This window comes from Enterobacter cloacae complex sp. ECNIH7, from assembly GCF_002208095.1.
Taxonomy (GTDB): Bacteria; Pseudomonadota; Gammaproteobacteria; order Enterobacterales; family Enterobacteriaceae; genus Enterobacter; species Enterobacter cloacae_M.
Genome location: NZ_CP017990.1, coordinates 4,157,145 through 4,172,945, shown reverse-complemented (window position 1 = coordinate 4,172,945; position 15,801 = coordinate 4,157,145). Strand labels below are relative to the sequence as shown.

The window sequence follows — 15,801 nt, the reverse complement described above, 5'->3', positions numbered from 1 at the left end:
ACAATGAAACTCGCAAGCTTTTTATACCAGGGAAAACGCAGCTACGGCATCGTCCAGGCCGACGGCGTGATTGATTTAGGCCGCCGTCTCGGCGACCGCTACAGCGACCTTAAAGCGCTGCTGCAGGGCAACGGGCTGGCGCAGGCCACCCGCTACCTGAACGACGCCGTGGACGTGCCGATGAGCGCCATCACCTTCTTACCGGTGATTGAGCAGCCGGAAAAGATCCTCTGCGTGGGCATGAACTATGCCGACAAGCGCAAGGAGTTTGACCAGCATAATCCGGCCCCGACGCTGTTTGTCCGCTTCCCGGATTCACAGACCGGCCACAACGAGCCGGTGCTGAAGCCGCGCCACTCCAGCGAATTCGACTACGAAGGCGAGCTGGCGGTGATCATCGGCAAAGGCGGGGAGAACATCAGCCGCGATGACGCCCTGCGCCACGTGGCGGGCTACAGCTGCTACATGGACGGCTCCGCCCGCGACTGGCAGCACACCTGGTTCACCGCCGGTAAAAACTGGCGCAAAACCGGCGCGTTTGGGCCGTGGATGGCGACGGCGGATGAGATCCCGGATCCGCACCAGCTTGCGATCCGCACCTGGCTGAACGGCCGCATGGTGCAGGAAGACAACACCAGCAGCATGATCCACAAGGTTGCGGAGCTGATCGAGTACATCAGCACCTTTACCCGCTTAAGCCCGGGCGACGTGATCATCACCGGATCTCCGGGCGGGGTGGGTAAAAAACGCAATCCGCCGCTGTTTATGAAGGAAGGGGATCGCATTGAGGTGGAGATCGAGCATATCGGTCATCTGAGCAACGTGATCGTGGAAGCGCCAGCCGTCGGGCTTGCGGCAGCACACTGAGTAAGGCGGCATGAACAGTCAACCCATCGATTTTCGCCACACGCTGGTGGCGAAACACCCGGAACGCTTAAGCCAGATCCGTTACCTGCTGGCAGACAGCGGCCTTGGCCTGGACAACGACATCACGCTGTTTGTCGAAGCCTGGTCCGGTTCGCAGCTGGTGGGTTGCGCAGGGCTTGCCGCCAACGTCATCAAATGCGTGGCGGTCAACGAGCAGCTTCGCGGCGAGAACCTCAGCGCGCGGCTGCTGGCAGAGGTGGAAAATGCGGCGCTGGAGTGCGGCCATTTTCACCTCTTCCTCTGCACCCGTCCGTGCAACCGGGAGCGCTTTGCCCGCAGCGGCTTCTGGCCGATTGCCCAGAGCGGGAACAACGCGGTGCTGATGGAGAACACCCCGCAGGGGATCGAACGCTACTGCCGTTCCCTGCGCGCGAAGCGCAAGTGCGGGGAGAACGTTGGCGCGATAGTGATGAACGCGAATCCGTTCACCCTCGGCCACCGCCATCTGGTGGAGCAGGCGGCGCAGAGGTGCGACGCCCTGCACCTGTTCGTGGTGCGCGAAGACGCCTCGTTCTTCCCGTTCAGCGCGCGCCTCGAGATGGTGCGCGCGGGCGTGGCGCATCTGCCGAACGTGGTGGTGCATGAAGGCTCGCAGTACATCATCTCCCGCGCCACCTTCCCGGCCTACTTCCTGAAGGAGACCGGCAAAGTGCAGCAGGCGTGGAGCGAGATCGATGTGCTGATCTTCCGGGACTTCATTGCCCCGGCGCTCGGCATCACGCACCGCTTCATCGGATCGGAGCCGTTTTGCGATATCACCCGCCAGTACAACCAGACGCTGCACGACCTGCTGGCCTCGCATATCGAGGTGGTGGAAATGCCGCGCATCAAGGCCACCGGCAACGCCATATCAGCGTCCGAAGTGCGCCGCTTACTGAAGACACAGCAGTTTTCCCGGATCCGGGAGATTGTCCCGGACTCCACCTTCGCGCATCTCGAAACGCATTACCGTGCGAGTGCGGAAGTCGCTTAACTACCAGGAATTTATCATGAAAATTGTAAGGGAGGCGCTGGCCGGAACGCAGGAGTCCAGCGACCTGATGGTGAAAATCGCTCCCGCTCACGGCGAGCTGGAGATAGTCATCCACAGTGAAGTGATTAAGCAGTTTGGCGAGCAAATTCGCCAGGTGGTCAACGACACGTTGCGCGCCATGAACGTGCACCAGGGATTAATTATTATTGAAGACAAAGGGGCGCTGGACTGTGTGATCCGCGCCCGCCTGCAAAGCGCGCTGATGCGTGCCGCCGATGAACAGGCCATCAACTGGGGGGCGCTGAAATGAGCAAACTCCGCCGCAGTATGCTGTTCCTGCCGGGCGCTAATGCCGCCATGCTTTCCACCGCATTTATCTACCGTCCCGACTCCATCATGTTTGATCTTGAGGACGCCGTCGCCCTGCGCGAGAAGGATACCGCGCGCATGCTGGTGTTCCATGCCCTGCAGCACCCGATGTATCAGGATATCGAAACAGTGGTGCGCATTAACCCACTCAGCACGCCGTTTGGCCTGCTGGATCTGGAGGCTGCCGTGCGGGCCGGCGTGGACGTGATCCGCCTGCCGAAAACCGACACGCCGGACGATATCTACGAGCTGGAAGGCCACCTCGAACGCATCGAGCAGGAGTGCGGCCGCGAGGTCGGCTCCACCCGCGTGATGGCGGCGATTGAATCGGCCATTGGCGTCATCAACGCCGTGGCGATTGCCCGCAGCTCTGTGCGTCTCATCGGCATCGCGCTGGCCGCCTTTGACTACGTGATGGACATGCAGACCGAGCGCGGCGACGGCACCGAGCTGTTCTACGCCCGCTGCGCCGTGCTGCACGCCGCCCGCGCGGCGGGTATCGACGCCTTCGACGTGGTGTGGTCAGACGTTAACGACGAGGCCGGATTCCTGCGCGAGGTCGATCTGATCCGCAAGATGGGCTTTAACGGCAAATCGCTGATCAACCCGCGCCAGATTGACCTGTTGCACAACGCCTACGCCCCGACTCAGGAAGAGGTGGATCACGCCAAAAGAGTGATTGAGGCGGCAGAAGAGGGCGAGCGTAACGGCCTGGGCGTGGTATCGCTCAACGGCAAAATGGTGGATGCACCGATTATTAACCACGCGCAGGTGGTGCTGGAGCGCGCGGCGGCCTCCGGCGTGCGTCGGTAAGGATAAAATAATGAATCAGACTGAACTTCTTCACGTGAATTTCCCCCATCTGCGGGACTTAAAACCGTTTGATACCGCCCACAGCGCGACGCCCTGGCTGGCGGACAGCGACGCGAAGCACAGCCGTAAACTCTGTGCCTCTGTTGAAGAGGCGGTTAAGCGCTGCGGTCTGCAGGACGGGATGACCATCTCCTTCCACCACGCGTTTCGCGAAGGCGACCGGGTAATCAACACCGTCGTGGCGCTGCTGGCGCGAATGGGCTTCAAAAACCTGACGCTGGCTTCCAGCTCGCTAATGACCTGCAACGACGCGCTGATCGAGCATATTGAAAGCGGCGTCATCACCCGGATTTATACCTCCGGTATGCGCGGCAGGCTGGCGGACGCGATCTCCCACGGGCTGATGGACGAGCCGGTGCAAATTCACTCCCACGGCGGTCGCGTGAAGCTGCTCCAGGACGGCGAGCTGAATATTGACGTGGCGTTTCTCGGCGTGCCGTGCAGCGATGAGTTTGGCAACGCCAACGGGACGCACGGCAAATCGTGCTGCGGCTCCCTGGGCTACGCCATGGTGGACGCGCACTTTGCCCGTAAGGTGGTGCTGCTGACCGAAGAACTGGTGCCGTTTCCGAATATGCCCGCCAGCCTGGTGCAGGATCAGGTGGACTACATCGTGCAGGTTGAGAGCGTGGGCGACCCGGCGAAAATCAGCGTCGGCGCGGCGCGGGTCACCAGCAACCCGCGCGAGCTGATGATCGCCCGCTATGCGGCGGACGTCATTGAACACTCCGGCTACTTCAAACCGGGCTTCTCGATGCAGACCGGCTCCGGCGCGGCGGCGACCGCCTGCACGCGCTTTATGGAAGAGAAGATGGAGCGCAGCGGCGTGAAGGCGCGCTTTGCGCTCGGCGGCATCACCGGCAGCCTGGTGGATCTGCACGAGAAGGGGCTCATCGAAAAGCTGCTCGATACCCAGTGCTTTGACGGCCAGGCGGCGGCCTCGCTGGCGCGCAACCCGAACCACGTGGAGATCTCCACCAACGTCTACGCCAACCCCGGCAGCAAGGCGGCAAGCTGCGACCAGCTTGACGTGGTGATCCTCAGCGCCCTCGAAATCGACGTCGATTTCAACGTCAACGTTATCACTGGCTCCGACGGGGTGATGCGCGGCGCGTCCGGTGGACACTGCGACGTGGCCGCCGCGGCAAACCTGACCATCGTCGTAACGCCGCTGTTGCGCAGCCGCATTCCGACGGTCGTGAAGCGGGTTACCACGCGCCTCACGCCGGGCGAGAGCATCGACGTGCTGGTCACCGACCACGGCATTGCGGTCAACCCGGCGCGCCCGGAGATCCGCGAGCGGCTGCTGGAAGCCGGGCTCAAAGTTGTGGATATCAGCGCGCTTTACGAGCGGGCGATTTCTCTGACGGGCGTACCTAAACCGATTGAATTTACCGACAAAATCGTCGGGGTGATCCGCTACCGCGACGGCAGCGTGATCGACACCGTACGACAGGTGAAGGAGGAAGTGTGATTTTAGCGACACCCGTGCGGGCGGGTGTCAGTCTGGACGAACTGCTGGCGGCGAAAGAGCGCCGCGCAGCGCGCCAGGCTGACATGCTCGAGCACTATCAACAACCGGTGATTTCCCTCACGCTGGTCACGCCGGGGGAAATCAAGGACAGCCTGCGCTATCGCAACACCATGGGCGTGGCGCTGCAGATGTGCGACCAGCTGCTGTGGGAAAACCGCTGGCAGGTGCTGGACCGCCAGGTTCTATGGCTCCCGACCGGGCCAGAAGCCCTGTGGTGCGTGGCCCATCCCGCTGTGGAAATCAAAGCGCACTGTTCGGATTTGGAGCAGACGCACCCGCTCGGCAGGCTGTGGGATCTGGACGTGATCTGCCCTCAGCACGGCCACGTCGGGCGTCAGTCGCTGGGCGCAAATTTAAGGCGTTGTCTGATCTGCGACGAGCCCGCTCATGCCTGTTCCCGTTCGCGCGCTCATCCTGTGGAGCAGGTGGTTTCCCGCGTGGAGAAGACGATCGATGACTGGTTTGCTCGCGACTAAACCGCGCCCGGTTGACGTACCCGCGCTTGCCGAGGCGGCGCTGTGGCAGGAGCTGGAGCTGACGCCCAAGCCGGGGCTGGTGGACAAGCTCAATAACGGTTCCCATCGCGATATGGACCACGCGCTGTTCGTCCGCAGCATTGCGGCGATTGCGCCGTGGTTTTCGCGCTTTGCCGAGCTCGGTAACGCGCATGCGGATAAACCCGCTGACGCACAGCTTCGCATTATCCGCCCGATGGGGATGGCCTGCGAGCAGGCGATGTACGCCGCGACGAACGGAGTGAACACCCACAAGGGCGGGATTTTTGCCCTGGGTTTACTGTGCTTCGCCGCCGGGCGTGTGAAACATATCTCCGCAGACAGCCTCTGCTGTGAGGTAAGTAACATCTGCAGCGGGCTGGTGTCGCGGGAGCTGGCCGCGCGCGGCGGACAGGCGACGGCGGGCGAGCGGCAGTTTCAGCAGTACGGCTTAACCGGCGCGCGCGGAGAGGCGGAAAACGGCTTTGCGACGGCGCGTAAGGCGCTGGCGCAGTGGAACGGACAGTCGCTTCACGGCCTGCTGTTGCGCCTGATGGCGGTCAATCAGGACAGTAATCTCGTCTCGCGCGGCGGCATTGAAGGGCTGCGCTACGTTCAGGGCTACGCGCGGGAATTACTGGCGAGTGGCTGGGATCGCGAGGCGTTGCTGAAGATGGATAACGCATTGATTGAACGGAACCTGAGCCCGGGCGGCAGCGCGGATTTGCTGTCGGTGGGGTGGGTGCTCTTTGCAATAAAATAGCCGGGCGGCGGCTTCGCCTTACCCGGCCTACGGTCTGGTTTTGTAGGCCCAGTAAGCGCAGCGCCACCGGGCACAACAATCAATGCGCGATCGGCTGCGCACCGTGCGGTTCACGCACGTGCTTGTACTTGAACAGCGCGATGAACGCGAAGAACAGCACCAGCGAGTACGCCGCGAAGATCAGCCACACAGGCTGCCAGTTGGTAATGCCGTTGGTGGTGTACATCTCAACCACTTTACCGCTTACCACTCCGCCCAGAATACAGCCGAAGCCGTTGGTCATCATCAGGAACATACCCTGCGCGCTGGCGCGAATTTCAGGCTTCACCTCTTTTTCCACAAACACCGAACCGGAGATGTTGAAGAAGTCGAAGGCGCAGCCGTAAACGATCATCGACAGTACCAGCAGTACGGTGCCGAACGGGCTTGGGTCGCCGTAGGCGAACAGACCGAAGCGCAGCATCCATGCCGCGATACTGATCAGCATGACGTTCTTGATGCCGTAGCGGCTCAGGAAGAACGGGATGGTCAGAATGAACAGCGTCTCAGAGATCTGAGAGATGGACATCATCACCGACGCATGTTCAACGATAAAGCTGCCGGAGAACAGCGGGTTGTTATCGAAGCTGTGCAGGAAGGTGTTGCCGAACATGTTGGTGATCTGCAGCTCCGCGCCCAGCAGCATGGAGAAGATAAAGAAGATCGCCATGCGTTTGTTTTTGAACAGCGCGAAGGCGTCCAGGCCGAGCATGGTGCTCCAGCTCTGGTTTTTTTGCTGGTTTGAGACCGGAATGTGCGGCAGCGTCAGGGTAAAGATCGCCAGCAGCACGGAGAGCGCTGCGCCGATATAGAGCTGCATATGGCTCAGTTCGAAGCCCGCGAAGCTCACGCCCCACATCGCCATGATAAAGCCGATAGTTCCCCAGATACGGATTGGCGGGAAATCGGTCACGATATCCATATCCGCGGACTTCAGGCGGTAGTAGGAGATGGTGTTGATCAGGCCAAGCGTTGGCATATAGGCCAGCGAGTTAAGCAGGATCACCATGAACATCGCCCCCGGCGTGGTCACCTGGGCTGCCATAAACAGCGTCCCCGCGCCCACCAGATGGCAAAGCATGTACAGCCATTTCGCACTCAACCATTTATCCGCCACGATGCCCAGCAGCGTTGGCATGAAGACAGCCGCAATACCGAGCGAGCTGTAAACGGCACCGATTGACGCACCATCGAACTTGAGCGTCACAAACATATAGGAGCCGAGTGTAGTCAGCCAGCTACCCCACAGGCAGAACTGCAGAAACGACAAAATTTTAAGCTGCAGCTTAAGGTTCATGTTACTTTCCTCACAAGTGAGCGGGAGATATGTTGTTTTGGGAACATTCAGGGTTGTTATTTGATGCAATTCTATCAGTTGGCAACGATATGTTTTGTTACCTCCCGCAAAAAAATGCAATCCACATTAATTTGCAGTTTGGATTGTGATGCAAATAACATTTTCGTATGGGTGGTGTTGGATAGGTGCGGCCTGATGCCCTCACCCTGACCCTCTCCCCCAGGGAGAGGGGAAACAGAACACCTTCTCCCAGAGGGGAGAAGGTGTGCCGATCACCGGCGACGATAGTTCTTCTGCGCCGTATTCACCTTATACAGATAGCGACGGGATTCCGCAGACGGGTGCCGGGTGGTGAGGGTAGAGTAGACATCCCCCGGCGCCATGCTGTTGATGATGTTTGCGGCCTGCACTTTGTCATTCGAGAAGACGCGCAGCACGCTGCCCGCGCCGCCGTTATAGGCGGTGATCACCGCATAGCGGCGCGACGTAGGGTTATCAATTCCGCCCAGGTACACATTGTTCAGCATCGCCAGATAGGCCGTGCCGGTATCAATGTTGCTCTGCGGATCGAACAGATAGCTGCGGCTCGGCGTGCCGGATTTCCCCTGCGCGCGGAAGACGTCTTTACCGGCGCTGTGCTGCACAACCTGCATCAGCCCCAGGGCGTCGGAACGGCTTACCGCGTACGGGTTGAACGAGGATTCGGTCTGCATAATCGCCAGGATCAGCGACTCATCCACGCCGTACTTGCGCGAGGCCTGACGCACCATCCCAATGTACTTATGCGCACGCTTGTCCAGGTGGTTTGGGACGAGGTTGATGGTGACGCTGTAGATAATCTTCAGACCGTTAGAGCGGCTTTTCAGGCGCGTCTGCAGCAGGTAGTCGGCAAATTTCGTGGCGCGACCTTCCCAGCGGATCGGCTGGCCGGTCTGATCGACAACCTGGCCGTACAGGAACGGCTCTTTCGAGATCGTGATATCGTCGGCATCGGAGTAGAGATCGATAGATCCAGGATCGTCACCCATCAGCAGGGTTTTGACGATCGCCTGACGCAGTCGTGCCGCAGGGTCGGTGCCTGCGATGGTTTCAACCGTTATCGTACCCTCATCAAAGTTGATGTGGCTTCGGGTCTGATAGGCGTCGGTGTACTTAACGTAGTCCTTCGGTCCTGCAATAAGAACTTCGTTAAATCCCCATATGTTCTCGATGTTGTGGGCAAACTGCCCCATCAAAATGTCAAAACCGTTGGTGTCCTTGATCCAGGCTTCGTTGTAATCTTCGCCTTTTTTTGACGAACACGAGACAAGCAACGGCGCAACAAGGGCTAGCGCTAAAAGTTTTTTCATCATTCCGGGAGTGCGTGTTGTGTTTGCTTTAACGGCGGGGTTTCCCCCGCACGCTGTTATTTTTCCGGTGGCGTATAGCCTTCGATGTGCACGTCTTTACCTTCGAACAGGAAGCTCACCATCTCCTGCTCCAGCAGCTTGCGGTGTTCCGGGTTCATCATGCTGAGTTTTTTCTCGTTGATCAGCATGGTCTGCTTTTTCTGCCACTGTCCCCAGGCTTCTTTGGAGATTTCATTGTAGATGCGTTTACCCAGGTCGCCCGGATAAAGCTGGAAATCCTGGCCTTCAGCGTCACGCTGCAGGAAAGTACAAAAAATCGTTCTGGCCATACTCATTCCTCTTTTTCTTGTCGATGCTAAACCATTGCACCGGCACGTAATTGCTGTAACAGGCGCTCCACGGGAGCCGCCAGTCCGACTGATGGCGGTTGCGCTAAGTTATACCAGAGAGCGGTGCCTTCATCCATGCACGAGGCAAATGACGACACGGGAAGCCACATGGGTACAATATCCAGGTGGAAATGGCTGAACGTATGGCGAAACGCGGTCAGCTGCGTCAGGTTATCGGCAGCAATCCCGCGCTGTTTAAGCCATTCACGCAGCAAATCTTCATCTTCAAACTGTGGGAAGCAGTATAGACCACCCCACAGACCGCTCGGTGGACGCTGGGCGAGGAAGACCTCGTCGCCGTGCTGCATCAGCAGCATATAGCCGGTGCGCTCCGGCAGCGTCTGTTTGGGTTTCTTACCCGGATATTGCGCCCATGAATGGTTGGCATACGCCACGCAGAGATTATTCACCGGGCAGAGTTCGCATTTTGGTTTTGAGCGCGTGCAGACCATCGCGCCGAGATCCATCATCGCCTGGTTGAAACGCTCGACGCCGTTAGCCGGGGTGACCGCTTCACTTATTTCCCAAAGACGTTTTTCAACGTCCTTCTTCCCCGGCCAGCCGTCGACGGCGTAGCAGCGTGCCAGCACGCGCTTCACGTTGCCGTCGAGGATCGGGAAATGCTTGCCTAAAGACAGGGAGAGAATGGCGCCTGCGGTTGAACGTCCGACGCCGGGGAGATCGGCCACCTCATCGAAGGTTTCCGGGAATTTCCCGTTGTGGCGCATGGCAACCTGCTGTGCGGCCTTGTGAAGGTTACGCGCGCGGGCGTAATAGCCAAGACCGGTCCACAGGTGCAGGACCTCGTCCAGCGGGGCGTTGGCCAGATCGGTCACCGTCGGGAAGCGCGCCATAAAACGCTCGAAGTAAGGGATCACCGTGGCGACCTGCGTTTGTTGCAACATCACCTCGGAGAGCCATACTTTGTAAGGCGTTTTTTCAATTTGCCAGGGCAGGGTTTTACGCCCGTATTTGTCGTACCAGTCCAGCACCTGGGCTGAAAATTGAGAGGCTTGCATGGTCATCGATTCGCATAATCAGGGACGCAGATTGCAGCACAGCGTCAATCTGCTGTAAACCGGATCTTTCCCATGCTTGCATAGAAGCCTTAACTTTGGATAATGCCCGTTTCCCGAACATTCTCACAAGCAGACAACTCTTTTATGAAAAACGACGTCATTTCACCGGAATTTGATGAAAACGGTCGCCCGCTGCGCCGTATTCGCAGCTTTGTCCGCCGTCAGGGCCGCCTGACAAAAGGGCAGCAACATGCGCTGGACAACTACTGGCCGGTGATGGGCGTTGAGTTCAGCGAGCAGCCTCTGGATTTTGCCGAGCTGTTTGGTCGCGACGCGCCGATCACGCTGGAAATTGGCTTCGGTATGGGCGCCTCGCTGGTGACCATGGCGAAAGCGCGACCGGAGCAGAACTTCCTCGGTATCGAAGTCCACTCCCCGGGCGTGGGGGCATGCCTGGCAACGGCCCATGAAGAGGGCGTTGAGAACCTGCGCGTGATGTGTCACGACGCGGTGGAAGTGCTGCATAAAATGATTCCTGACAATTCTTTAACCATGGTTCAGCTCTTTTTCCCTGACCCGTGGCACAAAGCACGTCATAATAAACGCCGTATCGTTCAGGCACCGTTTGCCGAGCTGGTTAAAAGCAAGCTGAAGCTGGGCGGTGTCTTCCATATGGCGACCGACTGGGAACCGTATGCGGAACATATGCTGGAAGTGATGTCGTCGCTGGACGGTTACAAAAACCAGTCTGCGAGCAACGACTATGTACCGCGTCCGGAATCGCGTCCGGTAACGAAATTTGAACAGCGTGGCCATCGTCTTGGTCACGGTGTATGGGACTTAATGTTCGAGAGGGTGAAATAATGGCAAAGAATCGTAGCCGTCGTCTGCGTAAAAAGATGCACATCGAAGAATTCCAGGAAGTGGGCTTCTCCGTTGCGTGGCGTTTCCCGGAAGGCACCAGTGTAGAGCAGATCGATCAGGACGTGGATGCGTTCATCAATGACGTGATTGAGCCAAACAAGCTGGCCTTCGACGGTAGCGGCTACCTGGCCTGGGAAGGTCTGATCTGCACCCAGGAAGTGGGTAAATGCACCGAAGAACATCAGGCGCTGGTACGTAAATGGCTTGAAGACCACAAGCTCGAAGATGTACGCGTCAGCGAACTTTTCGACGTTTGGTGGGACTAATAAAGCAATAAGGGGCCAGCATTAGCTGGCCCATTTTGTCTGAGGGAGTGTTTAAGATGCGCAAAACGTTGCTGGCTGTTGCTTTGATGGCAACCGGATTCACCGCCCATGCGGATTATCAATGTAGCGTCACCCCGCGTGATGACGTGGTGTTAAGCCCGCAAACCGTGCAGGTCAAAGGCGAGAACGGCAATCTGGTGATTACGCCGGATGGTAACGTGACGTTTAACGGCAAGCCGCAAAACCTGACTGCCGCGCAGCGCGAGCAGGCGAAGGATTACCAGGCTGAGCTGCGTACCGCACTGCCGTGGATCAACGACGGCGCGCTGACCCGCGTTGAGAAAAGCCGCGTCGCGCTGGATAAGATCATCACCAAAGAGGTGGGTGAGAGCAGCAACATGCGCACCCGCCTGACGAAGCTCGATAAGCAGCTTAAAGAGCAGATGAACCGCATTATCGAGACGCGCACCGACGGCCTGACGTTCCACTACAAGGCGATCGATCAGGTCCGCGCTGACGGGCAGCAGCTGGTGAATCAGGCGATGGGCGGCATCCTGCAGGACAGCATCAACGAAATGGGGGCGAAAGCCGTGCTGAAAGGCGGCGGTAACCCGCTGCAGGGCGTGCTGGGCAGCCTGGGCGGCTTGCAGACCTCCATTCAGAACGAGTGGAAGAACCAGGAAGATGATTTCCAGCAGTTCGGCAAAGACGTGTGTAAACGTGTGGTGTCGCTGGAAGATAGCCGGAAGGCGCTGGTGGGGACGCTTAAGTAAGATCTCTGCGCGCTGGGCCCCTCACCCCGGCCCTCTCCCCATGGGAGAGGGTGTAATCGTTCCCTCTCCCTGTGGGAGAGGGTTAGGGTGAGGGCATCAGGCATTGCAGTCGTTGCAGAATAGCTATCAACACCTCCTCCTCATTAGCCCTGAATTCGTTATTCCAGAACCGTAAGACTTCCCATCCGTTCGCATTCAAAAACTCGGTACGCCGTGAATCATACTTCTCTTTGTTCTGATGCTGACCCCCGTCCAGCTCAACGATCAGCTTCGCCTTAAAGCAGGCGAAATCCACGATGTACGGACCAATAGGCATCTGCCGACGAAACTTATACCCAAAGAAGCGACGACCCCTGAGCAAATACCAGAGGAGTAATTCTTCGGGCGTCATTTGTTTGCGGAGTTGTTTTGATTTTTCCATCCCCACACTCTGCCAGCCTTTTCCTCAGCCGGCAGAGCGGGATGCTAAATCCTGAATAAGCCTTCAGGATTCTTCGGCGAGGAACAGTTCAAGAAGGGAGTTTAAGAACAGCTTGCCGTGCTCGGTGATCTGCCAGTATTCCTCACTCTCGGTGAGATACCCCTGGGCCAGCGCTTCGTCGATCTGCGGGCGAATCACCGACTCCGGCAGCCCGGTGTAACGCGCAAACTCCGCGCGCGGCGCGGCTTCCAGCAGACGGAAGCGGTTCATGAAGAACTCAAACGGTTTATCCGCCGCCTCAACGTCGTGCTGACGCTCCAGGTAGCGGCCTTCCATGTATCCGCGCGGGTGGCGGGTTTTGGCGGTGCGCAGAATGCGCCCGTCCGGGAAGGTCACCTTGCCGTGCGCGCCGCAGCCAATCCCCAGATAGTCGCCAAAGCGCCAGTAGTTCAGGTTGTGCTGGCACTGATAGCCCGGCTTCGCATACGCGGACGTTTCATACTGCTGATAGCCCGCAGCGGTTAGCAGCCTGTGACCCTGCTCGAAGATATCCCAGAGCGCGTCGTCGTCCGGCAGCACCGGCGGGCGGGAACCGAACAGCGTGTTTGGCTCAATGGTGAGCTGATACCACGACAGGTGCGGCGGGTTCAGTTCGATCGCCTGGCGCAGGTCGTCCAGCGCCTCTTCCAGCGACTGATCCGGCAGGCCGTGCATCAAATCGAGGTTGAAGCTGCGAAGGCCAAGACCGGTCGCCAGGTTTGCCGCGCGCTTCGCCTCTTCCGGGCCATGAATGCGCCCCAGACGTTTTAGCTTTGGTTCGCTAAAGCTCTGCACGCCGATGGAGATGCGGTTCACGCCCGCGCGCTGATACTCGACAAAACGGTCGGCCTCAACGGTGCCGGGGTTGGCTTCCATCGTAATTTCAGCATCCGCCGCCAGGTTCAGGCGCGAACGCACGCCGTCCAGCAGCGTTTGCATCGCCGGGCCTGACAGCAGGCTCGGCGTACCGCCACCAATGAAAATGGTCTTAACTTCACGTCCCTGTGCGTAAGGTACATCGGCATCCAGGTCGGCCAGCAGATGCGCAACGTAGTCATCGTGCGGCACTTCGCCCTTCAGCGCGTGCGAGTTGAAATCGCAGTACGGGCATTTCTGCACGCACCACGGGATGTGAATATACAGACTCAGAGGCGGCAAATTAGCCATTACGCAGTGCTTCCAGTAACAGTTTCAGCGCGCGTCCACGGTGGGAAATCGCGCTTTTTTCTTCGCGGGTCAGTTCCGCAGCGGTTTTGTCCTCGGTCGGGACAAAGAAAATAGGGTCGTAGCCAAAGCCGCCGTTGCCAGCCGCTTCACGGGTAATCACGCCCGGCCAGCTGCCGTGGCAGACGATCGGCGTAGGGTCTTCCGCGTGGCGCATATAGACCAGCACGCAGTGAAACTGCGCGGTGCGCTGTTCGTCCGGTACGTCTTTCAGGGCGACAAGCAGCTTTTCCAGATTCTGCTGGTCGGTGGCGTCAACGCCGGAATAGCGCGCAGAGTAAATCCCCGGGGCACCGCCGAGAAAATCCACGGCCAGGCCGGAGTCGTCGGCAATCGCGGGCAGGCCGGTAATCTGCGCGGCGTGACGCGCTTTCAGGATCGCGTTTTCGATAAACGTCAGCCCCGTCTCTTCGGCGGACTCGACGCCAAGCTCGGTCTGGGCAACCACGTCCAGCCCAAAATCATTTAATAGCGAGGCCAGCTCGCGCACTTTACCGGCGTTGCCGGTCGCGAGAACAACTTTCTGCATGGTTTAGTCCTGTTCTTTCAGAGCCGCGACTTCCGTCGGGATAGATTGCGGATTAAGGATTTTTACCTGTTTATGTCGCCCAAGCTCACCTTTTTCAATGATGACCTGGCTTTTGGCGACGCGAAACTGTTTTGCCAGATATTTGGTCAGATGCGCGTTCGCCTGGCCGTCAACCGGTGGGGCGGTGATGGCGACTTTTAATTCGTCGCCATGCAGCCCAACAATACCGTCACGGCTGGCTTTCGGCTGAATATACAGCCGCAAAACCAGCCCGTCAGCGCAGGTGCTTACGGCACTCATAGCGCCATCCACAGCCCCGGCAGCAGCATATCGCCCGTGGACTGCAGCAGTTCAGCGATCCCCATGTTGATCACATAGAGCAGCAGAACCAGGATCATCGGCGAAAAATCGATGCCGCCCATAGACGGAAGCAGGTTACGGATTGGACGCAGCAGCGGCTCGGCCAGCTGAATCAAGGCATACTCTACCGGGCTACGGCCCTGGCTCACCCAGCTCATGATCGCCATGACCAGCAGCACCCAGAAAATCAGCAGGCCGATGGTTTTGATCAGAATCAGAACGGCGGCAATCCAGATAATCGGCTGGAAGGTGATGACCATAAACAGCACGATCGCTTTGATAACGCTCAGAATAAACGCTACCAGCAGAGACGAACTGTCGATGGGACCCATCGCCGGGATAATGCGGCGCAGCGGTCCGACAACAGGTTGCGTGATTTTCACGACAAACTGCGAGAACGGATTATAAAAATCACAGCGGGCCCACTGCATCCAGACGCGCAGCAAAAGCGCCATCGTATACAGCTCAAGCACTGTTGAGAGCAGGAAAGTCAACGTCTTCATGGCGTTCCTCAGGTTTCCTTATTATTTTGAGTAGTCGCGCGCACCGAAAATTGCCGTACCGATGCGCACCATAGTGCTGCCTGCCGCGATGGCGGCTTCCATATCATCTGACATGCCCAGTGAAAGCGTGTCTACCGTGTTATAGCGCGCTTTAAGCGCCTCAAATGCTACAGCCATTTGCTGTGCCACGGCAAACTGCCTTTCATAACTTGACTCAGGCGCCGGAATTGCCATCAGCCCGCGCAGGGTCAAGCGCGGCAGTTCGGCCACCTCGGCGGCCAGCGCGTCCAGCTCGCTCAGCGCAATGCCGGACTTGCTGTTTTCGTCGCTGATGTTGACCTGAATCAGCACGTCAAGCGCTGGCATTTCTGCCGGACGCTGGTCATTCAGGCGGGTAGCAATACGCAGGCGATCGATGGTGTGGCACCAGTCGAAGTGTTCTGCTACCAGACGGCTTTTGTTCGACTGCAGGGGGCCAATAAAGTGCCACTGCAGATCCGTATTCCCCTGTTCCTGGAAGTAGCGAATTTTATCCACGCCTTCCTGCACGTAGTTTTCACCAAAGGCCCGCTGGCCTGCATCAATAGCTTCTGCGATGGCGCTCGCAGGCTTGGTTTTGCTGACTGCAAGCAGCGTAATTTCTTCTGAAGCACGGCCGCAGCGCGCTGCGGCGGCTGAGATTTTGTCCCGGACCTGTGCCAGGTTATGCGCAATGTCGTTCATTTTCCGAGGAATA

At 58.5% G+C, this 15,801-nt stretch carries 20 protein-coding genes; 10 read left to right on the top strand and 10 right to left on the bottom strand.

All coding sequences use genetic code 11. The features are described 5' to 3' along the window. The first annotated feature begins 3 nt into the window (after positions 1-3). From WM95_RS20635 to citG, 7 genes are read left to right on the top strand one after another with little or no spacing between them, the layout of a single operon-like run. Positions 4-867, top strand: coding sequence for a fumarylacetoacetate hydrolase family protein (locus tag WM95_RS20635; protein WP_021242089.1), 864 nt, complete (start codon positions 4-6; stop codon positions 865-867). Between the two features lie 10 nt (positions 868-877). Next, entirely contained in the window at positions 878-1,900 is a 1,023-nt protein-coding gene (citC, locus tag WM95_RS20630; RefSeq protein ID WP_063408124.1) for a [citrate (pro-3S)-lyase] ligase, read from the top strand. 16 nt (positions 1,901-1,916) lie between these two features. Further along, entirely contained in the window at positions 1,917-2,210 is a 294-nt protein-coding gene (gene citD / locus WM95_RS20625) for a citrate lyase acyl carrier protein (RefSeq protein WP_008499773.1), read from the top strand. Then, positions 2,207-3,082: a citrate (pro-3S)-lyase subunit beta gene (gene citE, locus WM95_RS20620; RefSeq protein ID WP_023309143.1), complete on the top strand. Its 876-nt coding sequence runs from the start codon at positions 2,207-2,209 to the stop codon at positions 3,080-3,082. The genes citD and citE overlap by 4 nt, the downstream gene beginning before the upstream one ends. Positions 3,083-3,092: 10 nt before the next feature. Next, on the top strand, positions 3,093-4,616 hold the full coding sequence (citF, locus tag WM95_RS20615) for a citrate lyase subunit alpha (protein ID WP_063408125.1): 1,524 nt from the start codon (positions 3,093-3,095) through the stop codon (positions 4,614-4,616). After that, positions 4,613-5,152, top strand: a complete 540-nt coding sequence (gene citX / locus WM95_RS20610; protein WP_063408126.1) for a citrate lyase holo-[acyl-carrier protein] synthase — start codon at positions 4,613-4,615, stop codon at positions 5,150-5,152. Before citF ends, citX begins: the two co-directional genes overlap by 4 nt. After that, positions 5,130-5,933 carry a triphosphoribosyl-dephospho-CoA synthase CitG gene (citG, locus tag WM95_RS20605; RefSeq protein WP_063408127.1) on the top strand — a complete coding sequence of 268 codons (804 nt, stop codon included), beginning with the start codon at positions 5,130-5,132 and terminating at the stop codon, positions 5,931-5,933. Before citX ends, citG begins: the two co-directional genes overlap by 23 nt. 79 nt (positions 5,934-6,012) lie before the next feature. Here the strand turns inward: citG and WM95_RS20600 are convergent, their stop codons facing one another. From WM95_RS20600 to mutY, 4 genes are all read right to left on the bottom strand, one after another. After that, positions 6,013-7,269, bottom strand: coding sequence for a nucleoside permease (locus WM95_RS20600; protein ID WP_045403930.1), 1,257 nt, complete (start codon positions 7,267-7,269; stop codon positions 6,013-6,015). A gap of 272 nt (positions 7,270-7,541) precedes the next feature. After that, positions 7,542-8,618 carry a membrane-bound lytic murein transglycosylase MltC gene (mltC, locus tag WM95_RS20595; protein WP_045355622.1) on the bottom strand — a complete coding sequence of 359 codons (1,077 nt, stop codon included), beginning with the start codon at positions 8,616-8,618 and terminating at the stop codon, positions 7,542-7,544. 56 nt (positions 8,619-8,674) lie between these two features. Then, a complete protein-coding gene (locus tag WM95_RS20590) occupies positions 8,675-8,947 on the bottom strand; it encodes an oxidative damage protection protein (protein WP_023309138.1) in 273 nt (90 codons plus the stop codon). 26 nt (positions 8,948-8,973) lie between these two features. Further along, on the bottom strand, positions 8,974-10,026 hold the full coding sequence (mutY, locus tag WM95_RS20585) for an A/G-specific adenine glycosylase (RefSeq protein WP_168964397.1): 1,053 nt from the start codon (positions 10,024-10,026) through the stop codon (positions 8,974-8,976). Between the two features lie 144 nt (positions 10,027-10,170). On the opposite strand from mutY, the gene trmB reads away from it, so the two are divergent. Genes trmB through WM95_RS20570 form a run of 3 tightly spaced genes read left to right on the top strand, consistent with a single transcriptional unit; the run spans position 10,171 to position 11,989 of the window. Beyond that, complete coding sequence (gene trmB, locus WM95_RS20580) at positions 10,171-10,890, top strand: tRNA (guanosine(46)-N7)-methyltransferase TrmB (RefSeq protein ID WP_048224819.1); 720 nt, start codon at positions 10,171-10,173, stop codon at positions 10,888-10,890. Beyond that, positions 10,890-11,216 (top strand): YggL family protein, encoded by a 327-nt coding sequence (locus WM95_RS20575; RefSeq protein ID WP_014885198.1) that lies wholly within the window; start codon positions 10,890-10,892, stop codon positions 11,214-11,216. The genes trmB and WM95_RS20575 overlap by 1 nt, the downstream gene beginning before the upstream one ends. A 56-nt stretch (positions 11,217-11,272) precedes the next feature. Then, a complete protein-coding gene (locus WM95_RS20570) occupies positions 11,273-11,989 on the top strand; it encodes a DUF2884 domain-containing protein (protein ID WP_023309135.1) in 717 nt (238 codons plus the stop codon). A gap of 82 nt (positions 11,990-12,071) precedes the next feature. Here WM95_RS20570 and WM95_RS20565 read toward each other — a convergent pair whose 3' ends face one another. From WM95_RS20565 to WM95_RS20540, 6 genes are all read right to left on the bottom strand, one after another. Beyond that, entirely contained in the window at positions 12,072-12,410 is a 339-nt protein-coding gene (locus WM95_RS20565) for an endonuclease domain-containing protein (RefSeq protein WP_023309134.1), read from the bottom strand. Positions 12,411-12,473: 63 nt separating this feature from the next. Next, positions 12,474-13,616: a radical SAM family heme chaperone HemW gene (hemW, locus tag WM95_RS20560; protein WP_023309133.1), complete on the bottom strand. Its 1,143-nt coding sequence runs from the start codon at positions 13,614-13,616 to the stop codon at positions 12,474-12,476. Further along, positions 13,609-14,202 (bottom strand): XTP/dITP diphosphatase, encoded by a 594-nt coding sequence (locus WM95_RS20555; protein WP_063409115.1) that lies wholly within the window; start codon positions 14,200-14,202, stop codon positions 13,609-13,611. The genes hemW and WM95_RS20555 overlap by 8 nt, the downstream gene beginning before the upstream one ends. 3 nt (positions 14,203-14,205) lie before the next feature. Next, positions 14,206-14,502 carry a DUF167 family protein YggU gene (yggU, locus tag WM95_RS20550; protein WP_023309131.1) on the bottom strand — a complete coding sequence of 99 codons (297 nt, stop codon included), beginning with the start codon at positions 14,500-14,502 and terminating at the stop codon, positions 14,206-14,208. Beyond that, entirely contained in the window at positions 14,499-15,065 is a 567-nt protein-coding gene (locus WM95_RS20545; RefSeq protein ID WP_063409116.1) for a YggT family protein, read from the bottom strand. Before WM95_RS20545 ends, yggU begins: the two co-directional genes overlap by 4 nt. A 21-nt stretch (positions 15,066-15,086) precedes the next feature. Beyond that, the gene (locus WM95_RS20540) at positions 15,087-15,788 is read right to left on the bottom strand and encodes a YggS family pyridoxal phosphate-dependent enzyme (protein WP_063409117.1); all 702 of its coding nucleotides are present in this window, start codon (positions 15,786-15,788) and stop codon (positions 15,087-15,089) included. Positions 15,789-15,801: the final 13 nt, after the last annotated feature.